Source organism: Pseudomonas rosaeacicularis (genome assembly GCF_057128745.1).
Window position 1 is genome coordinate 182,190 of the sequence record NZ_JBSKHT010000013.1, and the last position, 25,194, is coordinate 207,383.

The window sequence follows — 25,194 nt, forward strand, 5'->3', positions numbered from 1 at the left end:
CCCGCGAATTAGTTTCTCCAGCCAACGCAGCTATATCAGGCTTAACCCATTCGCGGGCAAGCGCGCTCCGTCACTAGGCGAGCTCAATCCGTCCCACAGGTGCGTACAGTTCAGGATCAATAATCGGCCTGTCTCCCACAAGCAAATCTGTCAGTAACTGACACGACGCCGGCGCCAGCACCAGACCGTTTCGATAATGCCCGCAGTTCAGCCATAACCCCTCGAAACCCGGCACGGAGCCGATGAAGGGGATGCCTTCGGGCGATCCCGGCCGCAATCCGGCCCAGTGCCCGACGACCTGCGCATCCGCCAATGCAGGAATCAGTTCGACTGCCGACGCTTTGAGACTTTCCAAGGCATGCTCGGTAGGCGTCTTGTCAAAACCCTCGTGCTCTAGCGTGCTGCCGATAAGGATGTGACCGTCCCGGCGCGGAATCGCGTAGCGACCTTTGGCGAGGATCATGCTCGGTAAAAAGTCCGACGCGCATTTGTAGAGAATCATCTGGCCTTTCACCGGTTCAACCGGCAGCACCAATCCCAGCGACGCCAGCAATTCTCCACTCCAGGCACCGGCAGCCAACACCACCCGATCACCCAAAATATCGCCCGCAGCAGTGCTGACGCCAAGGATTCGCTCGCCCTCGCGCACGAAACCGGTCACAGCCGACTGCTCATGAATCGTCACATTCGGCAGCGCCAGCAAGGCGGCCTTCAGCGACTTGACCAACCGGGGATTGCGCACATTGGCGATATCGGCCATGTGGATAGCTCGACGATAGCCACTGCCCAAGACCGGAACTGCGTCATACACCGACGAGATATCCACAGCACTCAGCGGCCGGTTCTGTTTGGCCGCCCAGGCCAGCGCGTCGGATTCATCATCGAGGTCCAGCCAGTAGAGACCGGTTTTGTGCACCTCAGGGTCGATACCCGTTGCAGCGAACAAACGCCTCGCCAACTTCGGATAAAAATCCTGGGACCAATGCGCCAACGCTGTGACGGCGGGGCTGTATCGCCATGGGTAAAGCGGGGAAACGATGCCACCGCCCGCCCAGGAAGATTCCTGCCCGACGGCTGAGCGGTCGAGCAAGACGACCCGCTCGACTTTGGATGCGAGGTTGAAGGCGGTGAGCAGGCCAATGACGCCGCCGCCGATGATGATTACCTGTTGTTGGTTGGGCATGCTGGACCTGATTAAAAACGGTAAATGGCCTTTGAAAGCACGATTTTCAGCGGAGAGACACTGCAAATGCGCCTTCGAGAAAGGCGTTATGCCACTGGTCGTACGAATATCCCCGAACATCCACTACATAGCGACTTGCAAGGTGAGTAGTATCACCATATTTCAAACGAAAAATGGAATTTCATCGATGGATTTCAGCTCTGGTCTTACGCGAGCAGTAACGCGTCGCAGCTGGCAACGTCCTCATGGGGGCGGTGGCGGGTTCACGTTGATCGAGTTGATCGTCGCAGTAGTAATCGTCGGAATTTTTGCTGCGATTGCCATGCCGAGCTTTGGCTACCTGATTCACAAAAGCAGCGTAACTGCTGCTTCTAATGAGCTTTACGATTTGCTGCAGTATTCGCGAGCGGAGGCGGTGACAAGAGGCACTTCGATAATCATTAAAACTGCCGACGGTACAGCGACTGGTTGGAATGGTGACGTTACGGTGGCGAGAACCTCGAGTAGCTCGACCAACTTGAGAAGACTTGGCACTACAGGCCTGCAAACGGGTATCACGGTCGTTTCCTCAGTGGGCTCTCTGACGTTCGCAGCGACCGGCACCTCGTCGTCGTCAACCTGCTTTAAGGTATCGCACAGCACCGACAAAAACGTCGCCGTTCAATACATCACTGTTTTATCAAGCGGCCGTGTCACTCCCCCGACCTCCGTCAATCCCGGAGGATGCTGATGTCCCCCCGTCTCCAAACACGATCCTCGGGCTTCAGCATGATTGAGGTCCTTGTCAGTCTGTTGATTACCGTCATCGGCGTACTGGGAATGGTCGCTTTGCAAAGCAAGGCGATTCCCTACACCCAGGATTCGGTGCAGCGAAACACCGCAATCATGCTGGTGGACGATTTACTGGAAATAATTCGTACCGCAGGCAGTTGCACTAGCACCAACAACTGCATCAAAGCCCCGGCTGCGGCTTTTCCAGCGGCCGCTAGCAGCTGTGTCCCAACGCCTGATTCTCTTGGCCAACAAATTGGTTGCTGGTCAGCTCAAGCAGGCAAGGCGCTGCCTGGCGGAGCAGCCCTGCTAAAGAACGCATTCTACATTTGCCGCAGCGTGAAGCCGGGCGACGTGGGCACCGCCGCTTGCGGAACCACTAGCGAGGTCGATACCGAAATAGAAATACAGGTGGCCTGGACGGTCAAGACCGCAACTGACTGCATGGCGACAGACACCGTGGGCACCACCTGTACCTACAGAATCAGGACGCGCTTGCCATGAATGATGTGATGGTAAAATACGGAGCAAAACAAGCGCAGCGCGGGCTGTCTCTAATCGAGCTGATGGTGGCGATGGTCATTGGGTGTTTTCTGATTCTGGGCGTCACCCAGATTTTCATCAGCAACCAGAAGAGCTACCTCTTCCAGCAGGGTCAGTCCGGTAATCAGGAGAATGGTCGTTTCGCACTTGCAATCCTCAACCAGGAGCTGTCAAAAGCCGGTTATCGCAGCAATCCGTCCCGGGACTTTCCTTCAGGAAGCGGACTGGGCTGCACCTTCCCTGCAAGAACGTCGGTCTACGCCCTGTCCTCCACACAATTGTGCATTCAATACCAAGCTAGTAATCGAACAGATGTGACATGCCAGGGCACCGCACTTTCAACGGCCGCTCAGAACACCATCGCGGACACCTATAACCAGATCAATCCGATCATCATCGAGAAAATCGCGTTCGACGCTGCCACGAACTCTATTACTTGTACCTCGGGAACGGTCACCCAGCAGTTGGTGACTGGCGTGGCGGGGCTGCAATTTGAATATGGCTCTGGCGATGTGGAGCTGAAGTCCGTCAAGAACTTCAGTACCAGCCCGACAGCCACTATCGGCGCAGTGCGTTACACGATGCTGATGCAATCTCCCGGTACGGCGTCCTTGCGCGACACAACAACGGGGACGTCACTTGCTTTGACCGACTGGAACACGCGATTCGGTACCAAGCTTGCCGACACTAACCAGATCTACCAATTAGTTCAGGGGACGACCATGATCAGGAACCAGATGCCATGATCACGCCACAGATCATCCTGACTGTTCGTAGACAGCGTGATCAGACAGGCGCAACGCTGCTCGTCGCCCTCATGATGTTGCTGATCATCACGCTGCTAGCCCTGTCCAGCATGCGCGGCGTGTCGCTGGAATCACGTATTACCGGCAACCTGAAACTGCAGAAAACTTTGAATAATGCCGCTGAAGGCGCGTTACGAATTGGTGAAAACAGTATCAGTGGCAGTACTGCGCCGTCGGTGATCACTGCCTGTGTAACGGCGACCTGTATGCCTTGGAGAAAGGCCGACCTTATTCCGTTGACTACCAACTTTGATACGCCCACCCGCTTCAACACGGGCAACGCAGCCAACGTGGCGAGTCTGACGACCAACTACGACGTCAAGGTCCAGTGGTACGTCGTAGACCTTGGGAATATCACGGTGCAGGCGTCCGTTCAGAACGACTGCGCGCTACGCGGATGCGGACCACGCTATTACGAGGTCAACTCCTGCGCGTCAACTGTGCTGTGTACAAGTGACACCACCACCCCCCGCGTGATGATGCGCAGTGTTATCGCTCGGTATTACCAATGAATTCAAATCAACGCCGGACCGCCTTGAATATCCATCGTGCAATCATCATTGTCGCTGCGTGGACATGCGCGCTGGCGTTGTTGATGTCGTCGGCTCAGGCGGCAGTCAGTCAGAAACCAGCGGACTTACCGTTGTTCGTCAACGACTCAGTGCCGCCATTGAACATGCTGGTGGTAGGTCGCGATCACAAGTTGTTCTTTCCGGCGTACAACGACGCATCGGACCTCGACGGTGACGGCTCGATCGATATTCGTTACAAGCCATCGATTAAGTACCTCGGATATTTCGATTCGAACATGTGCTACGACTATTCGCTGCTTGGCTATTTCACGCCGACGTCCAAGACAGCTGACAAAACCTGCTCAGGAAACTGGAGTGGCGATTACCTTAACTACCTGACGACATCCCGAGCCGATGCACTGCGAAAAGTGTTGTACGGCGGGTATCGCTATGTTGACACAGTGCTACAGACCATTTTATCCCGCGCCTACATTCCGACGGACGCTCACACTTGGGGTAAAGAATACAAAAGCATTGCAGTCGATGGTTACGACCTCGCCAAATACACCCCTTACGGCGAGCCCTCAGCAGGCCGCTACACACTGTTTGCCAACAACAGCCAAGGGACGAATGAGACAACCAGCCCCCCGCTCTTGAGAGTGTTGCCAAACATAGCCAACGTGCGAGTCTTCGGCTGGGTTTCCCGTGAGGTCAGTCAAGGGGGAACCACGGCCACCAACACCAGCTTTCAGGATATTACTGTTGCCCCCGTTAACTATGCGGTCCGGGTGGAAGTGTGCAAGACCGACTTCCTGGAGAGCAACTGCAAGCTCTATCCCAATGGTAAGTACAAACCGACCGGCATCCTTCACGACTACGGTGAAGGCAACCAGATGTATTTCGGACTGATGACCGGCACTTACCAAAACAATCTCCAAGGCGGCGCGCTCAGGGAGCCAGTCAATAGCTTTTCAAACGAAGTTGATACATCCACCGGGATATTCGGGACCGCAGGGCTGGTCGGGACACTGCTAGGCGTTTATACCAAAGGCGGCATTATTGGCACGTTAGACGGATTAAAGCTGACATCCACCGGCTGCAGTACTACTGGCAACTCTATTACCAACACAAACTGCCAGAACTGGGGCAACCCGCTGGCTGAGATGATGTTTGAAACGATGCGCTATTTCAGCGGCGCTGTCGCTGCTACTACGGGCTATACCTCAGGCACAGCCGACACCAATCTTGGGCTTAGCGGTGTAAGCAGCTGGACTTCACCTTATTCCAGTACGCCCAACCCGGACGCGACACCACCTAGCTACCCCAGTTGCTCAAAGCCGTTCGAAACGTTGTTCAGTGACGTAAACCCCAACTTCGACTCTGACTTGCCCGGCAGTGCCTACAGTACGACCGCATTGCCCGCAAGCATTCCCAAAGCCCTTGCTGGTTATAGTGCGTCCTCTATTGGGCAAACCATCTGGAACAACGAGGTGGGTGCGGGCAATAAAAACATCAACATTGGGCAGACTGGACTAACCTCCGCTACCAACGACACGGCGCCGACTGCAAAGGTCGCGTCGAGTTTGGGCAATATTCGCGGCCTGCCAGAAGAACCCACGAAAGAAGGCACCTACAACGCGGCGTCGGTGGCCTATTTCGCTAATACCAATCCAATCACTCCGCTGGGCAACCAGAAGGTGCAGACGTTTTCCATTGCGCTGTCATCAACCCTACCTCGCATCCAAATGCCCGTCGGTACCAGTACCATCACGCTGGTTCCGTTCGGCAAGACCACAGGAGGAGTGACGGAGCAGATCACGGGCTTTTACATCGACTCCCTTTACAACATGACGGGCCAGCCCAAGGACTCCACCGTCAACGGCGGACGAGCGCAAGCTGTGTTCCGAGTCGTTTATGACGACTGCGGTCAGGGTTGCGACTACGACATGGACGCTATCGTGCTGTACACCGTGTCGGTGACGGCGGATGCGGTTCCTTCGCTGGATGTGAAATCGGAAACGGTCTATTCGGTTTCCGCCGGCGAATCCCATATGGGCTATACGATCTCCGGCACAACTCAAGATGGCATTTATATCGAAGTCACCGGCGGTGGCAACGGCAACACGCATTATGCGCTGGACACCCCAGGTACTCAGCTTCCGGGCTCCTGCCCATGCACAGGTAACAGCACCTTACTACCCGGTATGAGGTCCGGTGGTGCTGCCGTCAACGGCGGCACTTCTCATACCCGCAACTTCAAACCAGCTTCGGCCAGATCCGTGACCAACCTGCAGGACCCGTTGTGGTACGCCGCGAAGTGGGGTGGTTTTGGCAACTCCGATAACACGCCAACCAGCTTGCCGGTATCGGGTGACTGGGATTCCAATTTGTCCGGCACTCCAAACAACTATTTTCTGGTAAGCAGTGCTTCAACGCTTAAGGACCAGCTTTCAGCTGCTTTCAATCAGATCGTGCAGAAGAACAGCTCAGTCGCGCCCCCGGCTGCGGTTGCCCCCCCTCCGTCGGCCACCAATGCGACCGCGACTTACACCGACAGCCTCAACGTGACGCTATGGAGTGGCGACCTGACCAAGACCACCGAAACCACCGACAAGGCTACAGGGACCAAAAGCACTACTATCAACTGGAGTGCGGCCGCGCAAATTCCGGCTGCGGGAGACCGGTTGATACAAATGGCCAATGCAGCAGGGAACGGCTTGCAGGACTTCACTTATAGCAATCTGGGTAACCGGACTTACGCTTCGGTGAAGCTGCAAACGACCCTGACGTCGGACCAAGTGGACTTCATCCGGGGTGTGCGAACCAAGGAGGCCACGCCATTTCGCCGGCGCGCGTCGCTGCTTGGCGACATCGTCAACTCTGCACCGGTAGTGGTGGGGGGCGCGACATACCTGGCCTCGGCCGCTGATGCGCTCAACGGCGTGAGTGGTGACTACGCTAAATTCCAGGCCACCGCCAATGCCCGTCGCTCGCAAGTCTATGTCGGCGCCAACGATGGCATGCTTCACGCGTTCGACGCTGCGACGGGTGTGGAAAAATTTGCTTTTATCCCCTCCGATGTTATTTCCAGACTCAGTGCGCTGACCGCCGCCAAATACAACACTGACTCATCGCTGCATCGATTCTATGTCGATGGTACGCCGGTGGTTTCCGATGTTTATTTTGGCGGCGCGTGGCACACCGTATTGGTCGGGACGCTCGGTGCCGGGGGGCGCGAGATCTTCGCCCTGGACATCACCAATCCCGACAAGATCACCTTGCTCTGGGAGTTCACATCGCAGAATGACGTAGCGTTGGGCTCTACCCTCTCTACACCGGTCATCGCACGATTACACTCAGGCGAATGGGCCGTCATTGCCGGCAATGGCTATAACGGCGATAGCGGCACCGCCTCATTGTTCGTACTGAACGTCGCAACCGGCGCAGCCATTTCCAAACTCACCACCTCAGTCACTGGTAACAACGGGCTGTCTTCACCTGTCGTACTTGACGCAAACGCCGATGGCATTGCCGACTATGTGTACGCAGGCGACCTGCTGGGTAACCTATGGCGATTTGACCTGATCGGCACGTCCCTGACCGCCAATGCGGCAGCAGGCACTTACAAAGTCGGGTTCAGCAACAAACCCTTGTACACCGCGACCATCGCCGACGCTGCGAACTCCGCCGTGCAGTCAATCACCGCTCCACCCGCGGTGTATCCACATCCGAGCGCTCTGGGCACGATAGTGATCTTCGGTACCGGCCGCTATTTCGCCTCTGCCGACAAATCTACCACTGACCTTCAGACGCTCTACGGGATATGGGATACACAAACCTCTGGCGCCGCGGCCGCCTCGACGGCCGTGCTGAACAGAAGCAAGCTACAGGCCCAGACCATCACTCTTCAAACTGCTACCGTCGGGGGTAACACGGGCATTCGTACGGTCAGCAGCAACGCCGTCGCGTGGCTGGACGCCTCTGGTAACCCTTCAAAATACGGCTGGTATTTGGACTTGAAAAATGGCAACACATTGCTAGGCGAGCGAATGGTAGACGTACTAAAGATCGCAGGCAGCGTGCTGACAGTTGCAACAAGAACGCCCATCACCGGCATTTGTGAAGCGGGCATCACAGGCAAGCGCCTGGGCCTCAACCCTACGACTGGCGGCGCTACCAGCTTTTCGATCTTCGATCTGACCAGAAACGGCGTGATCGACTCCGACGATACCTACTCAGGACTGATTGTCAGCGGGTTTGACTCCAGCGCCGGTGGCTTCAGCGTCGTTTCCGGTAACGGCACCAATGGCTTGTCAACAATGTATGGAACCAGTGGTCCCAGTACAGGAATGTACACAGGGCTTTCTTACAACGGTCGTCAAAGCTGGCGCGTTATCCCTTTCAATTAAGGTGAGCAGTATGCAAAACACGAAAAGCACGCAGCAAGGCTTCACGCTGATTGAATTGATGATCACTGTCGCCATCGTCGGCATCTTGGCTGCCATCGCCTACCCCAACTACACCCAGTACGTGCAGCGCGGATATCGTGCCGAAGGTATTGCTATGCTAAATGACGCAGTGGCGCGGATGGAGCGTTACTACGCACAGAACAACACTTACGCTGTGCCGAATCTGGCAGCCCTCGGGTATACGACAGCAACGATGACCACCTCCAGCGGGAAGTACGTACTGTCATCGGCCAACACTCCCACTGCCACCACCTATACCCTGCAGGTAGCGCCGCAGGGGACTCAAGTGAAGGACACGTGCGGCACCTTAAGTATCGACCAGACGGGAACAAAAAGTCCCAATAAAGCTGAGTGCTGGCGTTAACCGGTCAGCCTCACCGCCCCCAACACCCCAAAACACTGGCATCGCCCGACATCCCCACATTGTCCCTTTTGCCAGTGTTTTCCAGCACAAACCCTCCGCACTTATCACCCAGCATCAGCGCCGTGGACGCCGTAGCCGTCAGGACGAATGTCTGCTCTGCCCTTTGCGCGGTGAGTGTGTAAAACGCGTTGCCTGTGGAGACCTGATGATCACGCGCCGGAGGCCCGACTGAATCGCTGTACTGACCGGTCTTCGAGTAAAACCGCTCGAGCCGCTGCGCTTCTTCCGTCAGCAATGCGGCGACTTCCGAGCGGCGGGTTTTCTTCACGTATTCGGAGTAGTTGGGGTAGCCGACGGCAGCAAGGATGCCAATGATGCCGACGACGATCATCAGCTCGATCAAGGTGAAACCCGTATTGCGCTTGAACAGCGCGCGCTTGCTCATTGACGTTGCCGCCACAGGATTCTGCGTTGATCGGTGTGCACGCTTTCCAGCACAGTTCGCGCATCGCCCTGAATGGCGACGGCGGTGACTCGGTACAAGGTCCATTCGGTCTTGTCACCCACCGGCCGAACGTTGGCAGGATCGTCAGTTTTGGCGAAGTGCTGTAGCGCATAAAAGCCGCCCTCTACCGCGACCCATGTCACACCGGAACCTCCTGCCGCTCCGGCACTCGACACTGAGAACGCTTCAGGAGGCGGCCCGCACGCAGTAACGGACCCACAAACTGGCAGTGCAAATCCCGTCGCCTTGACCTGCGCCTCCCCTGCTCGAAGCACGCTTTCGGCGGAATGAAACGCGGACTGACGCAGGTTCAGGCTGCCTGCCATTTTTTCTTGCAGCGTCGCGTTTTGCAGGGAGGACAGGCCGAGCATGCTCAGCAACAGGAGGAATACCAGGCTTACGATCAGTACCGTGCCGCGTTGGGCTATCGCCCCGTAAGCTTGCTTTGATCTGCTCATGGCAGGCGATTGCGCAAGGCGGAGACGACGCTGAACGTCTGTTCTTGCACGCGGCCTACGGGGTCGGCAAGCGTCAGATTAATGCGCACGCTGCGTATCAATGCGGGATCGCCGGGGTTCTCGGCGTAACGGGTGATCGACGTTTCGAAAGGTCCGGAAGCCACGCCGAACACTACGCTGAAATCGCTGACGTGGCTGATCAATGCACGGTTGTTCAGCGTCAGCTCTGCCCTGCGGGCGTTGTAGGCATAAGCCTGTTGATGCACAGGAAAACTCAACTCGCCGGCCCCCTTACCTTGGGAATAAGCCTCTGCAGACGAAGAACAATCCGTCTGAATCGTCCAGGTTGGCTCGCCCTGAAACTTGTCGACGCTGGCAGTGATCAACGTCAACGTCCGCGACCCCGACTGCCATGTGATCGGCGCCTTGAACGCGGCAGCGAAATCGCCGTTATCGCTGGCGTCTGTGACTGACGCCAGACAACCAAACGTCCCCGCCATGCGTATGTCTTGCGCCAGTTTGTTGAGCACAAAGCGCGCGTCTTCCTGCAGATTGGCCGACGCTGTCTGGCTCAGATACGTGTCTTTGGAGCTGATGAACATTTGGGTCAGTGCCAGCGACATCACCAAACCGAGCGTCATCGCTACCATCAGCTCAATCAGGCCAAAGCCTTTGCAGCCGTCCCTCATGGCCTGTCACGCGTGTCAGGGGAAACGATGCTGCTCAGCGTGAAGGTTTCGGTGTGATCTTTCTGTTGCCCTCCCCGTGCATCGTTCCAATCGATCTCGACGGTGAATGCTTCACCCGTGGCGAAAATGCGACCCTCTGCGCCATCCCCTGCCAATTGTTTTACGTTGATCGCGAAATCGAACAGATCCTGCTGACGAGGGTTGTCGAGATTGCCCGAGGTCGGCGCCTGACTCATTGAGCCTAGAGAATAGTCGGCCTCGGGGTTGGCCCGCATGCGCTCGATCATGTCGTGAGCGATGAAGCTCGCCTGCGTGTTGCGCATGGCGCTGTCGGTGTATTTGAGCGCGTTGAGCTGTACGGCCGCCGCGCCCAAAACACCCACGGACAAGATCAACAACGCGACCATGACCTCGATCAACGTCATCCCTGACTCGCCTGCTCCCTGTGATCGTGTCCTCAACGCCCTGCTCCCAAATCCGTTCGCCCATCCCATTGAAGCCGAGGATTTAGAGATTGCTCGTAGCGACTGGACTTGGTGTGTAACGGCCGTTTACCGACATAACGACTCACACACGCAGCGCGATCAGTGCCTTGTTCGCAACGGGGAAACGGTGTCTGCTTTGCGTTGCGTCGCAGGGACTGTCGACGGCCAACCTGCGCAAGGAGGCAAGTGTGAGGCAGCGAGGATTCACCCTGGTGGAGTTGTTGATGGTGCTGGTATTGATCGCGATCATTACGGGCATTGCGCTGCCAACGTTCAAAAGTCTGATCGAATCACAGCGGCGGCAGGACGCCGCTCAACAATTGGTCAGCGGGATACGCATGGCGCGAGCCGAAGCAATCGTACGCAATCAGGTGGTGGTCATCGCGCCCATAGACAGCGACTGGAGTAACGGCTGGCGCACGTTTGTCGATGCCAATCTCAATGGTTCGAAGGAGGATGACGAACCCACGTTGGTGGAACGACCGGGTTACCGCGGCGTGAAAGTGGCTGGCAACAGCAAGGTCCGGCAGTCGATCCCTTTTGACAGCAGCGGTGGATCAACCACTGGCGGCACAGGCAATGGCACCTTGTTCATCTGCGAGAAAGGCCGGGCGGCCAGCAAATATCGCGTGATACTGGCGCCCTCCGGACGCGCCAGGATTGCTGTCGATGAGGTGGCCACCGGGCTTTGCGGCTAAGACGTTACAGCAGCGATTTGACCCGCAGCTCTTTGGGCATCGAGAACGTGATGTTCTCTTCACGGCCCGCAAGCTCATCGGCGCCCACCGCGCCCCACGCCTGCAGTTGTTGAATAACGCCGCGCACCAGCACTTCAGGTGCCGAAGCGCCCGCCGTGATGCCGATCCGCTCAACGCCATCGAACCAGCTGCGCTGCATATCTTCGGCGCCGTCGATCAAGTACGCCGGGGTGGCCATACGCTCAGCCAGTTCGCGCAAGCGATTGGAGTTGGAGCTGTTCGGGCTGCCGACAACCAGCACCACGTCGCACTCGTCGGCCAATTGCTTGACCGCGTCCTGCCGGTTTTGCGTGGCGTAGCAGATGTCGTCTTTACGCGGGCCGCCGATGCTGGGAAAGCGTGAGCGCAGCGCGTCAATCACTCGGCTGGTGTCATCCATGGACAGCGTCGTCTGAGTGACGAAAGCGAGCTTTTCCGGATTGACCACCTGCAGATTGGCGACGTCGTTCTCGTCCTCAACCAGATAGATCGCGCCGCCATTGCTGCCGTCATATTGGCCCATGGTGCCTTCGACTTCCGGGTGACCGGCGTGGCCAATCAGAATGCACTCACGACCATCTCGGCTGTAGCGGGCGACTTCGATGTGCACCTTGGTCACCAGCGGGCACGTGGCGTCGAACACTTTCAAACCGCGCCCGGCGGCTTCAGTGCGTACGACTTGCGAGACACCGTGAGCGCTGAAAATGACGATCACATCGTCCGGTACCTGATCGAGCTCTTCGACGAAGATCGCGCCGCGGGCCCGCAGGTCCTCAACGACAAATTTGTTATGAACCACTTCGTGGCGCACATAAATCGGTGGGCCAAACACTTCCAGGGCGCGGTTGACGATTTCGATCGCGCGGTCGACCCCGGCGCAGAAGCCTCGTGGGTTGGCGAGCTTGATTTGCATGATGTGCCTCGTCTTTACGCGCAATGAAACATATAAACGAAAAGGCCCCGACCGAAGCCGAGGCCAGATGCGCTCCGACTGATCAGAGCGCTTTGACCTCGAAGATTTCCACGTCGAAGGTCAATGTCTTGCCAGACAACGGGTGGTTGAAGTCGATGGTCACCTGATCATCGTCAAACGTCTTCACAACCCCAGGCAGTTCGGTGTTGGCGGCGTCGTTGAAAATGACCAGCAACCCTTCCGAAAGCTCCATGCCCTGAAACTGCGAACGCGCGATGATCTGCACGTTCTGCGGGTTCGGTTGACCGAAAGCATTCTCCGGCGGCACTTCAAGGCTGCGTTTGTCGCCGGCCTTGAAGCCGAACAACAGAGCTTCGAAGCCCGGCAACAAGTTACCGTCGCCGACTTTAAAGGTCGCGGGCGCCTTGTCGAACGTACTGTCGACAGTGTCGCCGTTCTCCAGACGCAGGGCGAAATGCAGGGTGACTTCCGTGTTCTGACCGATACGTTGTTCCTGTGCAGCGGCGTCGGTCAATACCTGGTCAGTCATGAACGGTTTCTCCGGTTTTTTTGCTTTTGAACATGTCCAGCGCAAGCATGATGGCGCCTACGGTGATGGCACTGTCGGCAAAGTTGAAGGCCGGGAAGCCATGCTCCTTCCAGTGCACGAAGATAAAGTCGATCACATGGCCAATGGCAACGCGGTCGTACAGATTACCCAGCGCACCGCCCAATACCAGGGCCAGCGCGATGGCCAGCCAGGTTTCTCCAGGTCCAAGACGCTTGAGCCAGACCACCAGCACCCCACTGACCACGACAGCGATCAGAGCGAAAAACCAGCGCTGCCAACCTGAGCTGTCTGCCAGGAAGCTGAACGCAGCGCCAGTGTTGTAAGCCAGCATCCAGCTGAAATAGTCGGGGATGATCACTATCTGCTCGTACAAATCCAGACGGTTTTCGAAGTAATACTTGCTGGCCTGATCGATGATCAAAACCAGCACGCTCAGCCACAACCAACCCAGACGACCAAATCGACTTGCATTAGGCATAGTGACGAACCTCGCCTTCGCCGTAGATGTTGTCTACGCAGCGACCGCAGATTTCCGGATGCTCGGGATTGACCCCGACGTCCTCGCGGTGATGCCAGCAGCGAGCGCATTTGGCGTGGCCGGATTTCACCACTTTCAGTTTAAGGCCCGCGACTTCGGTCACTACTGCGTCAGCAGGTGCGCTGACAAACGGCGCTACGCTGGCGGTGGAGGTGATCAAGACGAAGCGCAGCTCGTTGCCCAGCTTCGACAAGTCGGCGACCAGTTCGTCTTCAGCGTAGAGCGTCACTTCAGCCTGCAGATTGCCGCCGATGGCTTTCGCCGCCCGCAGGTTTTCCATTTCCTTGTTGACCGCAACCTTGACCGCCATGACCCGCTCCCAGTAGGCGCGGTCCAGCTCGAAGCCTTCCGGCAACTCGCTCAGGCCTTCGTACCAGGTGTTGAGCATGACCGACTCGTTACGCTCGCCCGGCAGGTACTGCCACAGCTCGTCGGCGGTGAACGCCAGAATCGGCGCCATCCAGCGCACCAACGCTTCAGAGATGTGGAACAGCGCAGTCTGGCAAGAACGACGTGCTTTGCTGTCGGCGCCGGTGGTGTATTGGCGATCCTTAATGATGTCGAGGTAGAAGCCGCCCAACTCCTGCACGCAGAAGTTGTGCACTTTGGAATAGACGTTCCAGAAGCGGTATTCGCCGTAATGCTCCTCCAGTTCACGCTGCAGCAACGAGGCGCGATCAACTGCCCAGCGATCCAGCGCCAGCATTTCTTCGGCCGGCAGGATGTCAGTGGCCGGATTGAAACCGGTCAGGTTGGAAAGCAGGAAACGCGCGGTGTTACGGATGCGACGATAGGCATCGGCGCTGCGCTGCAGGATGGTTTCCGAGACAGCCATCTCGCCGGAATAATCGGTGGCCGATACCCACAAGCGCATGATGTCGGCGCCCAGGGTGTCGTTGACCTTCTGTGGCGCGATGACGTTACCCAACGACTTGGACATCTTGCGACCGTTTTCATCAACGGTGAAACCGTGGGTCAGCAACTCGCGGTACGGTGCGTGATCGTCGAGCATGCAGCCGGTCAGCAATGAAGAGTGGAACCAGCCGCGATGCTGGTCCGAACCTTCCAGGTACAGGTCGGCGCGCGGGCCGCTTTCGTGACCCATTGGGTGAGAGCCGCGCAGCACATGCCAGTGCGTGGTTCCGGAATCGAACCACACGTCGAGCGTGTCGGAAATCTTGTCGTACTTGGGCGCGTCATCACCCAACAGTTCGGCGGCATCCATCTTGAACCATGCTTCGATGCCTTCTTGCTCGACACGCAAGGCGACTTCTTCCATCAGCTCAACGGTGCGCGGGTGCAGCTCACCGCTTTCCTTATGCAGGAAGAACGGGATCGGCACGCCCCAGTTGCGCTGACGGGAGATGCACCAGTCAGGACGGTTGGCGATCATCGAGTGCAGGCGCGCCTGACCCCAGGTCGGCACGAACTTGGTGTCTTCGATGGCTTTGACGGCGCGCTTGCGCAGCGTGTCGCCCGACGTTGGCTGCTTGTCCATGCCGACGAACCACTGCGCTGTAGCGCGATAGATCAGCGGGGTCTTGTGCCGCCAGCAATGCATGTAGCTGTGGGTGATGACTTCGGTGTCCATCAGGGCACCGACTTCCTTCAGCTTATCGATGATGTTCTGGTTGGCCTTGAAGATGAACTGGCCGCCAAAGAACTCTAGCGATTCGACGTAAACGCCGTTGCTTTGCACCGGGCTGATGATGTCGTCGTTAGTCAGGCCGTAGCTTTTGCTGATCACGAAGTCGTCAACGCCATAGGCCGGCGAGCAGTGAACCACGCCAGTGCCAGCGCCTAATTCAACGTAGTCCGCCAGATAAACCGGCGACAGACGATCATAGAACGGGTGACGGAAGTTGATCAGCTCAAGTGCCGAACCCGGCGCGGTAGCGATGACCGAGCCTTCAAGGTTGTAGCGCTTGAGACAGGCCTGGACCAGCTCTTCGGCCAGCAGCAGCACGCGATCACCGACATCGACCAGCGCGTAAGTGAATTCAGGGTGAACGTTGAGTGCCTGGTTGGCCGGGATGGTCCACGGGGTGGTGGTCCAGATCACAACGGCGGTCGGCTTGCTCAGCGCAGACAGACCAAAGGCCGCAGCGAGCTTTTCTTCATCGGCGATCGGGAACGCCACGTCGATGGTGGAAGATTTCTTGTCCTGGTATTCGACTTCCGCTTCAGCCAGAGCCGAGCCGCAATCAAAACACCAGTTCACAGGCTTGAGGCCCTTGAACACGAAACCGCCCTTGACCATTTCTGCCAGCGCGCGGATCTCGCCCGCTTCGTTGGCAAAGTCCATAGTGCGGTACGGGTTGGCCCAATCGCCGAGAACGCCAAGGCGGATGAATTCTGATTTCTGGCCTTCAATCTGCTCGGCGGCATAGGCGCGGCACAGCTCGCGGGTCTTGTCGGCGGGCAAATTCTTGCCGTGAGTCACTTCGACCTTGTGCTCGATCGGCAAGCCATGACAGTCCCAGCCCGGCACATAAGGCGCATCGAACCCGGACAAGGTCTTGGAGCGGACGATCATGTCCTTGAGGATCTTGTTGACCGCGTGACCGATGTGAATATTGCCGTTGGCGTAGGGAGGGCCGTCGTGCAAGACGAACTTTGGACGATCCTTGCCAATTTCACGCAGCTTCTGGTACAGGCCAATGCTGTCCCAGCGCTGCAGAGTTTGCGGCTCGCGCTGGGGCAGGCCGGCCTTCATTGGGAAGGCGGTGTCCGGAAGGTTTAGCGTGGATTTGTAGTCGGTCATTTCAGGCTCGTTGTTAGCGGTTGGCCATGCCAGTGGGCACGGGCGGCGGCGACATCCGCATTGATCGCCGTCTTAAGCGCCTCGAGAGAGGCGAATCGCTGCTCATCACGCAGCTTGTGGTGGAACACCACGGTCAAGCGCCGGCCGTATATATCGCCGGTATAATCCAGAAAATGCACCTCAAGGTGAGGACTGCCATCACCTGCAACGGTCGGACGCACACCAATGTTCGCGACGCCTGGCCAAGACTTGCCATCAAGCTGCGCACTGACCAGATAAACACCAGTCAGCGGAGCACGGCGGCGCTTGAGTTGCACGTTCGCGGTGGGCGTACCCAACTGGCGAGCCAGCTTCTGGCCGTGCAAGACCCGCCCGGATATCTCGAAGGGACGACCCAACAGCCGCTCCGCCAGCTCAAAGTCCGCAGCCGCCAACGCGTTACGCACTTTGGTGCTACTGACGCGCGAGCCGTCGATTTCAACGGTCTGCGCCGCTTCAACCGTAAACCCGAGGGAAGCACCCGCTTGCTGCAGAAAATCAAAATCACCAATGCGGTCGCAGCCGAAGCGGAAATCATCTCCCACCTCCAGATGCTTCACGCCCAAGCCGTCGATCAGCACGGTGTCGACAAATTCCGAAGCGCTCAATTTGCACAGACGCTGGTTGAACGCCAGGCATAACACCTGATCCACACCTTCGTCAGCCAGCAATTTGAGTTTGTCACGCAGTCTTGCCAGCCGGGCGGGCGCCGTTTCCGGGGCAAAGAACTCACGCGGTTGCGGCTCGAATATCACGACGCAACTGGGCAATCCCAACTCGACCGCGCGCTCGCGCAGACGCGCCAGGATAGCCTGGTGGCCACGGTGAACACCGTCGAAATTGCCAATAGTGGCGACGCAGCCCCGATGCTGGGGGCGCAGATTGTGAAGGCCTCGAACCAGCTGCATAACGCGCTTCTTGCTCATAAAGTGGCCGATTATAACCACACACCGCCCTCAACGACAGGCGACACATCCAGGCAAAACTCAACAATCGGCGTTAACCGCCAAAAACCGCCGATTGTTCTACAGGATCGCGCTTCGAGCGAAATCTTTCAGACGAAACCCTAGTAACAGCAGCATTGCGAAATAAGTCACCACACCCGCCACAACCAGACCGCCCAGACGAACAAGCCGCTCCAGCATCTGTCCGTCACTCCACGCCGGCATAAAGTGCATCAAGCCCAGCAACACGACTGACATGACCACCACCGCGATAATCAGCTTCAACAAAAACATCGCCCAGCCCGGTTGCGGCTGAAACAGATCCTGCTTGCGCAGCTGCCAAAACAACAGGCACGCATTGATGCAGGCTCCCACGCTAATCGCCAACGCCAATCCCGCGTGCTGCAGCGATCCAATAAAGGCCAGGTTCAGCAGTTGGGTAACAATGAGGGTGAAGATTGCGATTTTCACCGGGGTCCGAATATTTTGTTGCGCATAAAACCCCGGCGCGAGGACTTTAATCACGATGATCCCCAGCAATCCGACCGAATAAGCGATCAAGGCGCGCTGTGTCATCGCGGCATCCATGGCGTCGAATTTACCATACTGAAACAGTGAGACTGTCAGGGGTTCAGAGAGCAACCCCAACGCCAAGGTGCAGGGAAGCACCAGCACGAAACACAAGCGCAGCCCCCAATCGAGGATCCGCGAATACTCGTGCCGGTCTTTGCTGGCATAGGTTTTGGACAGGATCGGCAGCAGAATCGTACCCAGCGCTACGCCGAGAACACCGGATGGCAACTCCATCAAGCGGTCGGCGTAGTACATCCAGGAGACCGATCCGGCGACGAGGAACGAGGCAAAAATCGTGTTGATAATCAGAGAAATCTGACTCACCGAAACGCCAAGGATTGCAGGCAGCATCTGTTTCATTACCCGCCAGACCCCGCGGTCGCGCAAGTTCAGACGCGGCAGAACAAGCATTCCGATCTTTTTCAGATGCGGCAGTTGATACAGCAACTGTAAAAGACCACCTGCCAGCACCGCCCAGCCTAGCGCCATGACCGGCGGATGAAAGTAAGGGGTGAGAAACAGCGCAAAGAAAATCATCGCCAGATTGAGCAGCGTCGGCACAAACGCGGGGACGGAGAATCTGTTCCAGGTATTGAGTATCGCGCCCGCTAACGACGAGAGCGAAATCAGCAATATATAAGGAAAGGTCACGCGCAGCAGATCGGAGGTGAGCTGAAATTTTTCCGGGGTGTCGGCAAAGCCTGGCGCAGTGGCCCAGATGACCCAGGGTGCAAAGACAATCCCCAGCAACGTCACCAGCGCCAGCGCCAGGGTCAGCAACCCGGTCACATACGCCACGAAGGTTCGGGTCGCCTCCTCACCTTGCTGGCTTTTATATTCCGCGAGAATTGGCACGAACGCTTGAGAGAACGCACCCTCGGCAAATATTCGCCGCAGCAGATTGGGCAATTTGAAGGCAATGAAGAAGGCGTCGGTGGCCATTCCCGCACCAAAAGTGCGTGCAATGATGGTATCGCGAACGAACCCCAGAACCCTTGAAAGCATGGTAATAGAGCTTACGGCGGCCAGCGATTTGAGTAGATTCATCGGGAGGTTGTGCGCTCAGACTAAAGGATGCGAGATAACGCGATCCATTTATGCGATACTCCGCGCCGCAAAACAGCTCAGAGCCAAAGCCCGCGAGTTTACAGGTCGTACGCCGGAAAGAAATATCCACGGCGATACACTGCGACCACTCAGCGGAACGCATCAACTGCCCTTGACAAGACTTCAACTCATCGGCATGATTCGCGGCCTATTTTGTTAGCTATTTCCCAAGTCTTTCGAGGAGCTCGACGGTGGCCAACACACCTTCCGCCAAAAAACGTGCAAAACAGGCTGAGAAGCGTCGCAGCCACAACGCCAGCATGCGTTCCATGGTTCGTACCTACATCAAGAACGTAGTGAAAGCCATCGACGCTAAAGACGCTGAAAAAGCGCAAGCTGCTTATGTTCTGGCCGTGCCAGTTATCGACCGTATGGCCGATAAAGGCATCATCCACAAGAACAAAGCTGCTCGCCATAAAGGTCGCCTGAACGGCCACATCAAGGCTCTGAACCTTGCTGCTGCAGCCTAAGCGACACGCTAGTTAAAAAACCGACCCCAGGGTCGGTTTTTTATTGCCTGCGATTTGGTGCGCTTGCGCATGCAGGAACGCGCTTGCCAGCGAACAGCCCAATTGCTAAGTAAACCTAAAGCACAGCGTGCACAACTTCGCCGGCAAGCCTCGCTCCAACAAGATCAAACAACCGTTACGGCGCAGGGGCTGGCGCCCACGGCAGGATCGGGATTGCGGTCACGGCATTCTGCGGACTGCCTTCTACGACACGATCGCTGTAAACCAGGTACACGAGCGCATTTCTCTTTTTGTCGAAGAAGCGCACCACCTGCATGGTTTTGAACACCAGCGATGTACGCTCCTTGAAGACCTCATCACCATCCTTGAGCTGCTCCTTGAAATGGATCGGCCCAACCTGACGACAGGCAATGGATGCCTCGGCACGATCTTCCGCCAAGCCCAAACCACCCTTCACCCCACCCGTCTTCGCTCGCGACAGGTAGCACGTCACGCCATCGACCTTGGGGTCGTCAAAGGCCTCCACCACGATCCGATCATTCGGACCCACAAACTTGAACACCGTTGAGACTTCACCAATCTGCTCTGCAGACGCCAACAGGGGCAGCATCGCAAGCGCGCCCAGCATTACTTTCACGACTCGCATCGCAGATTTCCTTAATGAATGACTGAAGCTCAGACCAGAATCAGATTATCCCGATGCACCAACTCAGGCTCAGCCATGTAACCCAGCGCTTTCACGATGGCATCCGAAGGCTGACCGATGATCTTCTGGGCTTCCAAAGCGCTGTAGTTGCTCAGACCGCGAGCGATCTCTCGACCGTCCGGCCCGACACATACGACCATCTCGCCACGACGAAAGCTCCCCTGCACCAGCTTTACACCGACCGGCAACAGACTTTTGTGACCCTCAGACAACGCCTTGACCGCACCGTCATCCAAGACGAGCGTGCCACGGGTTTGAAGATGCCCGGCAAGCCACTGCTTTCTTGCTGCGAGCATTTCACGCTCAGGGGATAACAGCGTTCCCAGCCGCTCGCCAGCCTTTAGCCGTGCCAGCACGCGCTCGATGCGCCCACCGACGATCACGGTGTGAGCGCCTGAACGGGCAGCCAATCTAGCCGCACGCAGCTTGGTTTGCATACCACCGCGCCCCAATGCGCCACCCGTACCACCCGCCACGGCATCAAGCGCTGGATCGTCAGCACGCGCCTCATAGATAAGCTGGGCTTCAGGATTGTTGCGAGGATCGGCGTCGAACATACCGTCACGATCAGTGAGGATAACCAAAAGATCAGCCTCGACCAGATTCGCCACCAGTGCTGCGAGCGTGTCGTTGTCACCGAAACGAATTTCATCGGTGACCACGGTGTCGTTCTCATTGATGACCGGGACAACACCCAACTCCACCAGCGTACGCAGCGTGCTGCGCGCATTGAGGTAGCGCTTGCGGTCAGACAGATCGTCATGGGTGAGCAAAATCTGCGCAGTATGACGGCCATGCTCGGCGAAGCTTGATTCCCACGCCTGCACCAGACCCATCTGACCGATGGCGGCAGCCGCTTGAAGCTCATGCATGGCACTTGGTCGCGCAGTCCAGCCAAGGCGGCTCATACCGGCCGCAACCGCGCCGGATGACACCAGAACCAGTTCGACGCCCGCCTCATGCAGCGCCACCATCTGCTCGACCCAAACACCCATCGCATTGCGATCCAGACCCTTGCCATCCGCCGTCAGCAGCGCACTTCCGATCTTTATCACCCAACGCTGGGCACCTGTCACCTTGCTCCGCATGCTCTTAAACCCTAAGCCAGAAAGTACGAATTCGACATACTAAAACGCCGCTGTTAAGCGGCGCTGTAGTTTACTTCAGTGGATCAGTCTCGGACGTAAATGATTTCCGGACCGTCTTCGTCATCCACATCTTCCTCATCCCAGTCGTCATCACCGATATCGTGGACGCTCTTCACGCCGCTACGACGTAGCGCGCGCTGATCGTCGAGTGCCTGCAACTGCGCACGCGCCTCGTCTTCGATGTTCTGATCCAGCTCGGCCAATGCCGCAGCGTACGCCGGGTCATTGGCCAGGCGGTCAGCGCGATCTTCAAGGTAACGCATGATGTCGCGGGTCAGTTGCTCGGTGCCTTCTTTGGCAATGGCTGAAATCACGTACACCGGGCCAGCCCACTCCAGGCGATCGATGATCTCCTGCTTGCGAGCTTCGTGCTCTTCTTCAAGAATCTGATCGCACTTGTTCAATATCAACCAGCGATCACGCTCTGCCAGGGAAGGGCTGAATTTCTCAAGCTCACTGACAATCACTTCAGCCGCATCTGGAGCGCTGGTTTCATCCAGCGGCGCCATGTCGACGAGGTGCAGCAACAGACGCGTACGCGCCAAGTGCTTGAGGAAGCGGATACCCAGGCCGGCACCGTTCGAAGCGCCTTCGATCAGACCCGGAATATCGGCAATGACGAAGCTTTTCCAGCGATCGACGCTGACCACACCAAGGTTTGGCACCAAAGTAGTAAACGGATAGTCAGCGACTTTCGGCTTGGCGGCAGACACCGAACGAATGAACGTACTTTTGCCAGCGTTTGGCAAACCCAGCAGACCCACGTCCGCAAGAACCTTAAGCTCCAGCTTCAGATCACGCTGCTCGCCCGGCTTGCCAGGCGTCGTCTGACGCGGAGCGCGGTTGGTGCTCGACTTGAAGCGGGTGTTGCCCAAGCCGTGCCAGCCACCATGAACCACCAGCAGGCGCTGACCCGCTTTGGTCAGGTCGCCGATGATTTCCTGGGTGCCCGCGTCAATTACTGTGGTACCCACCGGCACACGCAGTACCAGCTCCTCACCTTTTTTACCGGTGCAGTCAGCGCTGCCGCCATTGGAGCCGCGCTCGGCATCAAAGTGACGGGTGTAGCGGTAGTCGACCAGGGTATTGAGGTTTTCGTCGGCGATCATATAGATCGAGCCGCCGTCACCACCATCACCACCGTTAGGGCCGCCATTCTCAATGAATTTTTCGCGACGGAAGCTCATGCAACCGTTGCCACCGTCACCGGCTTTTACTCGAATGGACACTTCATCAACAAACTTCATAACACACGCCTCCCGTCACAAAGACGAGCAGAACAACAAAAATACATAAGGCTCTTGCAAAGATGAGCGTTGCGATACCGATCAAAAACCAGCGACCTCAAAGGTCCACATCACAACGGCTCACACAAACAGCTTTGCAAGAGACTCACCAAAACAGATCCATCTGGAACCGATTCATCAACAAACCGACTCGTTTACAAACAAAAAGGCCCTGTCGCGAGACAGGGCCTTTCGAGCTCAGACAGCATGAAAACGAATCGCCCTCACACAGACCGAGCTGCTGCGAGATTATGCCGCGACTTCAGTCTTTGGCACGATGCTCACGTAACGGCGGTTGAAAGCGCCCTTAACCTGGAACTTGATCACGCCTTCCACTTTCGCGAACAGGGTGTGATCTTTACCCATGCCAACGCCGTAACCGGCGTGGAACTGAGTACCGCGCTGACGCACGATGATGTTGCCTGGGATGATAGCCTGGCCGCCGTACATCTTCACGCCAAGACGTTTGGCTTCTGAGTCGCGACCGTTACGGGTACTACCACCAGCTTTTTTGTGTGCCATGAGTTCAATACTCCTATTGGGCTAGCAGGCTGAAATTCAGGCCGTGATAGCGGTGATTTTGATCTCGGTGAACCACTGGCGGTGGCCCATACGCTTCATGTGGTGCTTACGACGACGGAACTTGATGATGCGGATTTTATCGTGACGGCCCTGGGCGATCACTTCAGCAACAACGGTAGCGCCTGCTACGACTGGAGCACCGATATTGACGGTTTCGCCATCGGCGACCAGCAATACGCGGTCAAAAGTCACGGATTCGCCAGTGGCGATTTCCAGTTTTTCGATTTTCAGGTATTCACCTGGGGCGACTTTGTACTGCTTGCCACCGGTAACAATTACTGCGTACATGGGTATTTCTCCGAAAATCCTGCTCACCCAGCTCTTTATAAGTAAGAGTATCGGCTGGCATGGCTGCATGAGGCTGGAACGGCTCACATGCAATTGCGTAAGGCAGGTGCTGCCCAGGAAAGTTAGGGTGCGCGATTGTACGCAAGCGGTGGATAGCTTGCAAGCGGCGTCATGTCACGCCTTGACAGGGTGGGGCCTGCAACCTAGCATGCCGCGCAACCCTTCTGGAGCACGTCTCGCTGATGCAACCCCAAGCCTTCTACCGCGCTGTGGCGGACGACTTTATTGCCGTCGACCACATTATCAAGAAGCAGCTGACGTCGCGCGTGCCGCTGGTCTCGAAAATCGGCGATTACATCACTTCCGCTGGCGGAAAACGCTTGCGCCCGTTGCTGGTGCTGCTGTGCGGCAAAGCGCTGGGCAAAGATGGCGATGACTTGCGTTTGCTGGCAGCGACCATCGAGTTTTTGCACACGGCCACGCTGCTCCATGACGACGTGGTTGACATGTCCGGCATGCGCCGTGGCCGTTCGACTGCCAACGCCATGTGGGGCAATGCGCCGAGCGTTCTGGTGGGCGACTTCCTTTATTCACGCTCGTTCGAAATGATGGTCGAGCTGGGCTCGATGCCCGTCATGAAGATTCTCTCCAAAGCGACGCGCATCATCGCTGAAGGCGAAGTCCTGCAGCTCTCGAAGATTCGCGACGCCAGCACCACCGAAGAAACCTATATGGAAGTGATTCGCGGCAAGACGGCCATGCTGTTCGAAGCCTCGACCCACAGTGCTGCGGCGTTAGCCGAAGCCTCCGACGAGCAAAGCGAAGCACTGCGCACCTTTGGCGATCACCTCGGCATTGCTTTCCAGTTGGTCGATGACCTTCTCGATTATCGCGGCGACGCCGAAACCCTCGGTAAAAACGTCGGCGATGATCTAGCAGAAGGCAAACCGACTTTGCCGCTGATCTACGCCATGCGAGAAGGTACGCCCGAACAGGCCGCACTGGTTCGACAGGCTATTCAAAAAGGCGGCCTTGAAGACCTCGAAAGTATCCGCGAGGCCGTTGAAAACGCAGGTGCGCTGGATTACACGGCAAAACTGGCCCGCGACTACGCCGCCCGAGCCATCGCCTGCCTGGACGCACTGCCAGCCAGCGAATACAAGGACGCGCTGATCGAGCTGAGTGAGTTCGCCGTAGCGCGCACTCACTGATCGCTGCCCTGCTCCGCCTAAGCCCGTCCTTGCGACGGGCTTTTTTGTGGCCGGCAATCTGTAGGAGCTAACTGGTTGGCGAAGGATTAAACCGGTGTATCAGGTACGACGCTTCGCGAGCAAGTTCGCCCCAACAGAAAGGCCGTGAACGTGATACAGATCAACCGACCGTCTCAAATGCGAACAAATCTCAAATAGATCCTTGCTATTTAATGGATAGGAATTATTCTCATTGGACACATCAAGGAGAACGAACATGACCTATCTCATCGACGCTTGGCTGGATCGGCCGCACCCATACTTGCGAATCCTGCACCGCGAAACTGGCGAAGTCTGCGCAGTACTGCACGAGGACGCACTGGATGAGTTAATGGATCAAGGGGATCTGGACGTCAACAGTCTCAGCTCATGCGAGCCAGGTGTTCAGAAGGAGATGGTGCGCAGCCTGTTTCTATTTTGTTACGCCCGGGCATTGCGCCCCGGCCTGGAACTTCACTGACAGATGAAATCAATCAGATGTTGCTGAACAGAC

Annotated in this window: 26 protein-coding genes; 10 read left to right on the plus strand and 16 right to left on the minus strand. The window is 57.0% G+C overall.

Annotated elements, in window-relative coordinates:
* Positions 1 to 73: 73 nt before the first annotated feature.
* The gene (gene thiO / locus ACWKWM_RS18250; RefSeq protein ID WP_483847478.1) at positions 74 to 1,183 is read right to left on the minus strand and encodes a glycine oxidase ThiO; all 1,110 of its coding nucleotides are present in this window, start codon (positions 1,181 to 1,183) and stop codon (positions 74 to 76) included.
* Here thiO and ACWKWM_RS18255 point away from each other — a divergent pair.
* From ACWKWM_RS18255 to ACWKWM_RS18280, 6 genes are read left to right on the plus strand one after another with little or no spacing between them, the layout of a single operon-like run.
* Positions 1,182 to 1,913, plus strand: coding sequence for a GspH/FimT family pseudopilin (locus tag ACWKWM_RS18255; RefSeq protein WP_483847479.1), 732 nt, complete (start codon positions 1,182 to 1,184; stop codon positions 1,911 to 1,913). The two genes, thiO and ACWKWM_RS18255, sit on opposite strands and share 2 nt — an antisense overlap.
* On the plus strand, positions 1,913 to 2,458 hold the full coding sequence (pilV, locus tag ACWKWM_RS18260; RefSeq protein ID WP_483847520.1) for a type IV pilus modification protein PilV: 546 nt from the start codon (positions 1,913 to 1,915) through the stop codon (positions 2,456 to 2,458). Before ACWKWM_RS18255 ends, pilV (ACWKWM_RS18260) begins: the two co-directional genes overlap by 1 nt.
* Positions 2,455 to 3,243 carry a prepilin-type N-terminal cleavage/methylation domain-containing protein gene (locus tag ACWKWM_RS18265; protein WP_483847480.1) on the plus strand — a complete coding sequence of 263 codons (789 nt, stop codon included), beginning with the start codon at positions 2,455 to 2,457 and terminating at the stop codon, positions 3,241 to 3,243. The genes pilV (ACWKWM_RS18260) and ACWKWM_RS18265 overlap by 4 nt, the downstream gene beginning before the upstream one ends.
* Positions 3,240 to 3,815, plus strand: a complete 576-nt coding sequence (locus ACWKWM_RS18270; protein ID WP_483847481.1) for a pilus assembly PilX family protein — start codon at positions 3,240 to 3,242, stop codon at positions 3,813 to 3,815. Before ACWKWM_RS18265 ends, ACWKWM_RS18270 begins: the two co-directional genes overlap by 4 nt.
* On the plus strand, positions 3,812 to 8,224 hold the full coding sequence (locus ACWKWM_RS18275) for a pilus assembly protein (RefSeq protein ID WP_483847482.1): 4,413 nt from the start codon (positions 3,812 to 3,814) through the stop codon (positions 8,222 to 8,224). Before ACWKWM_RS18270 ends, ACWKWM_RS18275 begins: the two co-directional genes overlap by 4 nt.
* 10 nt (positions 8,225 to 8,234) lie before the next feature.
* Positions 8,235 to 8,648, plus strand: coding sequence for a type IV pilin protein (locus tag ACWKWM_RS18280; protein WP_483847483.1), 414 nt, complete (start codon positions 8,235 to 8,237; stop codon positions 8,646 to 8,648).
* A gap of 10 nt (positions 8,649 to 8,658) precedes the next feature.
* Here the strand turns inward: ACWKWM_RS18280 and ACWKWM_RS18285 are convergent, their stop codons facing one another.
* Genes ACWKWM_RS18285 through pilV (ACWKWM_RS18300) form a run of 4 tightly spaced genes read right to left on the minus strand, consistent with a single transcriptional unit; the run spans position 8,659 to position 10,725 of the window.
* Entirely contained in the window at positions 8,659 to 9,093 is a 435-nt protein-coding gene (locus ACWKWM_RS18285) for a type IV pilin protein (RefSeq protein WP_483847484.1), read from the minus strand.
* Positions 9,090 to 9,611 (minus strand): PilX N-terminal domain-containing pilus assembly protein, encoded by a 522-nt coding sequence (locus tag ACWKWM_RS18290; RefSeq protein ID WP_483847485.1) that lies wholly within the window; start codon positions 9,609 to 9,611, stop codon positions 9,090 to 9,092. The genes ACWKWM_RS18285 and ACWKWM_RS18290 overlap by 4 nt, the downstream gene beginning before the upstream one ends.
* Positions 9,608 to 10,300 carry a PilW family protein gene (locus ACWKWM_RS18295; protein WP_483847486.1) on the minus strand — a complete coding sequence of 231 codons (693 nt, stop codon included), beginning with the start codon at positions 10,298 to 10,300 and terminating at the stop codon, positions 9,608 to 9,610. The genes ACWKWM_RS18290 and ACWKWM_RS18295 overlap by 4 nt, the downstream gene beginning before the upstream one ends.
* The gene (gene pilV, locus ACWKWM_RS18300) at positions 10,297 to 10,725 is read right to left on the minus strand and encodes a type IV pilus modification protein PilV (RefSeq protein WP_483847487.1); all 429 of its coding nucleotides are present in this window, start codon (positions 10,723 to 10,725) and stop codon (positions 10,297 to 10,299) included. Before pilV (ACWKWM_RS18300) ends, ACWKWM_RS18295 begins: the two co-directional genes overlap by 4 nt.
* A gap of 248 nt (positions 10,726 to 10,973) precedes the next feature.
* On the opposite strand from pilV (ACWKWM_RS18300), the gene ACWKWM_RS18305 reads away from it, so the two are divergent.
* The gene (locus tag ACWKWM_RS18305; RefSeq protein ID WP_483847488.1) at positions 10,974 to 11,483 is read left to right on the plus strand and encodes a GspH/FimT family pseudopilin; all 510 of its coding nucleotides are present in this window, start codon (positions 10,974 to 10,976) and stop codon (positions 11,481 to 11,483) included.
* Between the two features lie 4 nt (positions 11,484 to 11,487).
* Here the strand turns inward: ACWKWM_RS18305 and ispH are convergent, their stop codons facing one another.
* From ispH to murJ, 6 genes are all read right to left on the minus strand, one after another.
* Entirely contained in the window at positions 11,488 to 12,435 is a 948-nt protein-coding gene (gene ispH, locus ACWKWM_RS18310) for a 4-hydroxy-3-methylbut-2-enyl diphosphate reductase (protein ID WP_483847489.1), read from the minus strand.
* 82 nt (positions 12,436 to 12,517) lie between these two features.
* Positions 12,518 to 12,985, minus strand: coding sequence for an FKBP-type peptidyl-prolyl cis-trans isomerase (locus tag ACWKWM_RS18315; RefSeq protein WP_483838071.1), 468 nt, complete (start codon positions 12,983 to 12,985; stop codon positions 12,518 to 12,520).
* The gene (gene lspA, locus ACWKWM_RS18320) at positions 12,978 to 13,484 is read right to left on the minus strand and encodes a signal peptidase II (RefSeq protein WP_483847490.1); all 507 of its coding nucleotides are present in this window, start codon (positions 13,482 to 13,484) and stop codon (positions 12,978 to 12,980) included. The genes ACWKWM_RS18315 and lspA overlap by 8 nt, the downstream gene beginning before the upstream one ends.
* The gene (gene ileS / locus ACWKWM_RS18325) at positions 13,477 to 16,308 is read right to left on the minus strand and encodes an isoleucine--tRNA ligase (RefSeq protein WP_483847491.1); all 2,832 of its coding nucleotides are present in this window, start codon (positions 16,306 to 16,308) and stop codon (positions 13,477 to 13,479) included. Before ileS ends, lspA begins: the two co-directional genes overlap by 8 nt.
* Positions 16,305 to 17,255 carry a bifunctional riboflavin kinase/FAD synthetase gene (gene ribF / locus ACWKWM_RS18330; protein ID WP_483847492.1) on the minus strand — a complete coding sequence of 317 codons (951 nt, stop codon included), beginning with the start codon at positions 17,253 to 17,255 and terminating at the stop codon, positions 16,305 to 16,307. The genes ileS and ribF overlap by 4 nt, the downstream gene beginning before the upstream one ends.
* Before the next feature lie 117 nt (positions 17,256 to 17,372).
* Positions 17,373 to 18,911 (minus strand): murein biosynthesis integral membrane protein MurJ, encoded by a 1,539-nt coding sequence (murJ, locus tag ACWKWM_RS18335; RefSeq protein WP_483847493.1) that lies wholly within the window; start codon positions 18,909 to 18,911, stop codon positions 17,373 to 17,375.
* Positions 18,912 to 19,162: 251 nt separating this feature from the next.
* Here murJ and rpsT point away from each other — a divergent pair, with 251 nt between their 5' ends.
* A complete protein-coding gene (rpsT, locus tag ACWKWM_RS18340) occupies positions 19,163 to 19,441 on the plus strand; it encodes a 30S ribosomal protein S20 (protein ID WP_037015424.1) in 279 nt (92 codons plus the stop codon).
* A 175-nt stretch (positions 19,442 to 19,616) separates the two neighbouring features.
* Here the strand turns inward: rpsT and ACWKWM_RS18345 are convergent, their stop codons facing one another.
* The 5 genes from ACWKWM_RS18345 to rplU all read right to left on the minus strand — a co-directional run bounded on the left by ACWKWM_RS18345 (position 19,617) and on the right by rplU (position 23,451).
* Positions 19,617 to 20,087 (minus strand): CreA family protein, encoded by a 471-nt coding sequence (locus ACWKWM_RS18345; RefSeq protein ID WP_483847494.1) that lies wholly within the window; start codon positions 20,085 to 20,087, stop codon positions 19,617 to 19,619.
* Between the two features lie 29 nt (positions 20,088 to 20,116).
* Positions 20,117 to 21,235 carry a glutamate 5-kinase gene (gene proB / locus ACWKWM_RS18350; protein WP_483847495.1) on the minus strand — a complete coding sequence of 373 codons (1,119 nt, stop codon included), beginning with the start codon at positions 21,233 to 21,235 and terminating at the stop codon, positions 20,117 to 20,119.
* Between the two features lie 83 nt (positions 21,236 to 21,318).
* Positions 21,319 to 22,542, minus strand: a complete 1,224-nt coding sequence (gene cgtA / locus ACWKWM_RS18355; protein ID WP_483847496.1) for an Obg family GTPase CgtA — start codon at positions 22,540 to 22,542, stop codon at positions 21,319 to 21,321.
* A gap of 288 nt (positions 22,543 to 22,830) precedes the next feature.
* Entirely contained in the window at positions 22,831 to 23,103 is a 273-nt protein-coding gene (rpmA, locus tag ACWKWM_RS18360) for a 50S ribosomal protein L27 (RefSeq protein WP_268798113.1), read from the minus strand.
* Between the two features lie 36 nt (positions 23,104 to 23,139).
* Entirely contained in the window at positions 23,140 to 23,451 is a 312-nt protein-coding gene (rplU, locus tag ACWKWM_RS18365) for a 50S ribosomal protein L21 (RefSeq protein ID WP_483847497.1), read from the minus strand.
* Positions 23,452 to 23,693: 242 nt separating this feature from the next.
* On the opposite strand from rplU, the gene ACWKWM_RS18370 reads away from it, so the two are divergent.
* Both ACWKWM_RS18370 and ACWKWM_RS18375 read left to right on the plus strand, forming a co-directional pair.
* Positions 23,694 to 24,662 carry a polyprenyl synthetase family protein gene (locus ACWKWM_RS18370; protein ID WP_483847498.1) on the plus strand — a complete coding sequence of 323 codons (969 nt, stop codon included), beginning with the start codon at positions 23,694 to 23,696 and terminating at the stop codon, positions 24,660 to 24,662.
* Positions 24,663 to 24,918: 256 nt separating this feature from the next.
* Positions 24,919 to 25,161: a PA4570 family protein gene (locus ACWKWM_RS18375; protein ID WP_483847499.1), complete on the plus strand. Its 243-nt coding sequence runs from the start codon at positions 24,919 to 24,921 to the stop codon at positions 25,159 to 25,161.
* Positions 25,162 to 25,194 lie beyond the last annotated feature (33 nt).

What these genes read in the sequence shown, in the direction of transcription:
- ACWKWM_RS18255 (WP_483847479.1), top strand. Translation starts at nt 1,182, where the DNA reads ATGCTGGACCTGATTAAAAACGGTAAATGGCCTTTGAAAGCACGATTT.
- thiO (WP_483847478.1), bottom strand. Translation starts at nt 1,183, where the DNA reads ATGCCCAACCAACAACAGGTAATCATCATCGGCGGCGGCGTCATTGGC.
- pilV (WP_483847520.1), top strand. Translation starts at nt 1,913, where the DNA reads ATGTCCCCCCGTCTCCAAACACGATCCTCGGGCTTCAGCATGATTGAG.
- ACWKWM_RS18265 (WP_483847480.1), top strand. Translation starts at nt 2,455, where the DNA reads ATGAATGATGTGATGGTAAAATACGGAGCAAAACAAGCGCAGCGCGGG.
- ACWKWM_RS18270 (WP_483847481.1), top strand. Translation starts at nt 3,240, where the DNA reads ATGATCACGCCACAGATCATCCTGACTGTTCGTAGACAGCGTGATCAG.
- ACWKWM_RS18275 (WP_483847482.1), top strand. Translation starts at nt 3,812, where the DNA reads ATGAATTCAAATCAACGCCGGACCGCCTTGAATATCCATCGTGCAATC.
- ACWKWM_RS18280 (WP_483847483.1), top strand. Translation starts at nt 8,235, where the DNA reads ATGCAAAACACGAAAAGCACGCAGCAAGGCTTCACGCTGATTGAATTG.
- ACWKWM_RS18285 (WP_483847484.1), bottom strand. Translation starts at nt 9,093, where the DNA reads ATGAGCAAGCGCGCGCTGTTCAAGCGCAATACGGGTTTCACCTTGATC.
- ACWKWM_RS18290 (WP_483847485.1), bottom strand. Translation starts at nt 9,611, where the DNA reads ATGAGCAGATCAAAGCAAGCTTACGGGGCGATAGCCCAACGCGGCACG.
- ACWKWM_RS18295 (WP_483847486.1), bottom strand. Translation starts at nt 10,300, where the DNA reads ATGAGGGACGGCTGCAAAGGCTTTGGCCTGATTGAGCTGATGGTAGCG.
- pilV (WP_483847487.1), bottom strand. Translation starts at nt 10,725, where the DNA reads ATGACGTTGATCGAGGTCATGGTCGCGTTGTTGATCTTGTCCGTGGGT.
- ispH (WP_483847489.1), bottom strand. Translation starts at nt 12,435, where the DNA reads ATGCAAATCAAGCTCGCCAACCCACGAGGCTTCTGCGCCGGGGTCGAC.
- ACWKWM_RS18315 (WP_483838071.1), bottom strand. Translation starts at nt 12,985, where the DNA reads ATGACTGACCAGGTATTGACCGACGCCGCTGCACAGGAACAACGTATC.
- lspA (WP_483847490.1), bottom strand. Translation starts at nt 13,484, where the DNA reads ATGCCTAATGCAAGTCGATTTGGTCGTCTGGGTTGGTTGTGGCTGAGC.
- ileS (WP_483847491.1), bottom strand. Translation starts at nt 16,308, where the DNA reads ATGACCGACTACAAATCCACGCTAAACCTTCCGGACACCGCCTTCCCA.
- ribF (WP_483847492.1), bottom strand. Translation starts at nt 17,255, where the DNA reads ATGCAGCTGGTTCGAGGCCTTCACAATCTGCGCCCCCAGCATCGGGGC.
- murJ (WP_483847493.1), bottom strand. Translation starts at nt 18,911, where the DNA reads ATGAATCTACTCAAATCGCTGGCCGCCGTAAGCTCTATTACCATGCTT.
- ACWKWM_RS18345 (WP_483847494.1), bottom strand. Translation starts at nt 20,087, where the DNA reads ATGCGAGTCGTGAAAGTAATGCTGGGCGCGCTTGCGATGCTGCCCCTG.
- proB (WP_483847495.1), bottom strand. Translation starts at nt 21,235, where the DNA reads ATGCGGAGCAAGGTGACAGGTGCCCAGCGTTGGGTGATAAAGATCGGA.
- cgtA (WP_483847496.1), bottom strand. Translation starts at nt 22,542, where the DNA reads ATGAAGTTTGTTGATGAAGTGTCCATTCGAGTAAAAGCCGGTGACGGT.
- rpmA (WP_268798113.1), bottom strand. Translation starts at nt 23,103, where the DNA reads ATGGCACACAAAAAAGCTGGTGGTAGTACCCGTAACGGTCGCGACTCA.
- rplU (WP_483847497.1), bottom strand. Translation starts at nt 23,451, where the DNA reads ATGTACGCAGTAATTGTTACCGGTGGCAAGCAGTACAAAGTCGCCCCA.
- ACWKWM_RS18370 (WP_483847498.1), top strand. Translation starts at nt 23,694, where the DNA reads ATGCAACCCCAAGCCTTCTACCGCGCTGTGGCGGACGACTTTATTGCC.
- ACWKWM_RS18375 (WP_483847499.1), top strand. Translation starts at nt 24,919, where the DNA reads ATGACCTATCTCATCGACGCTTGGCTGGATCGGCCGCACCCATACTTG.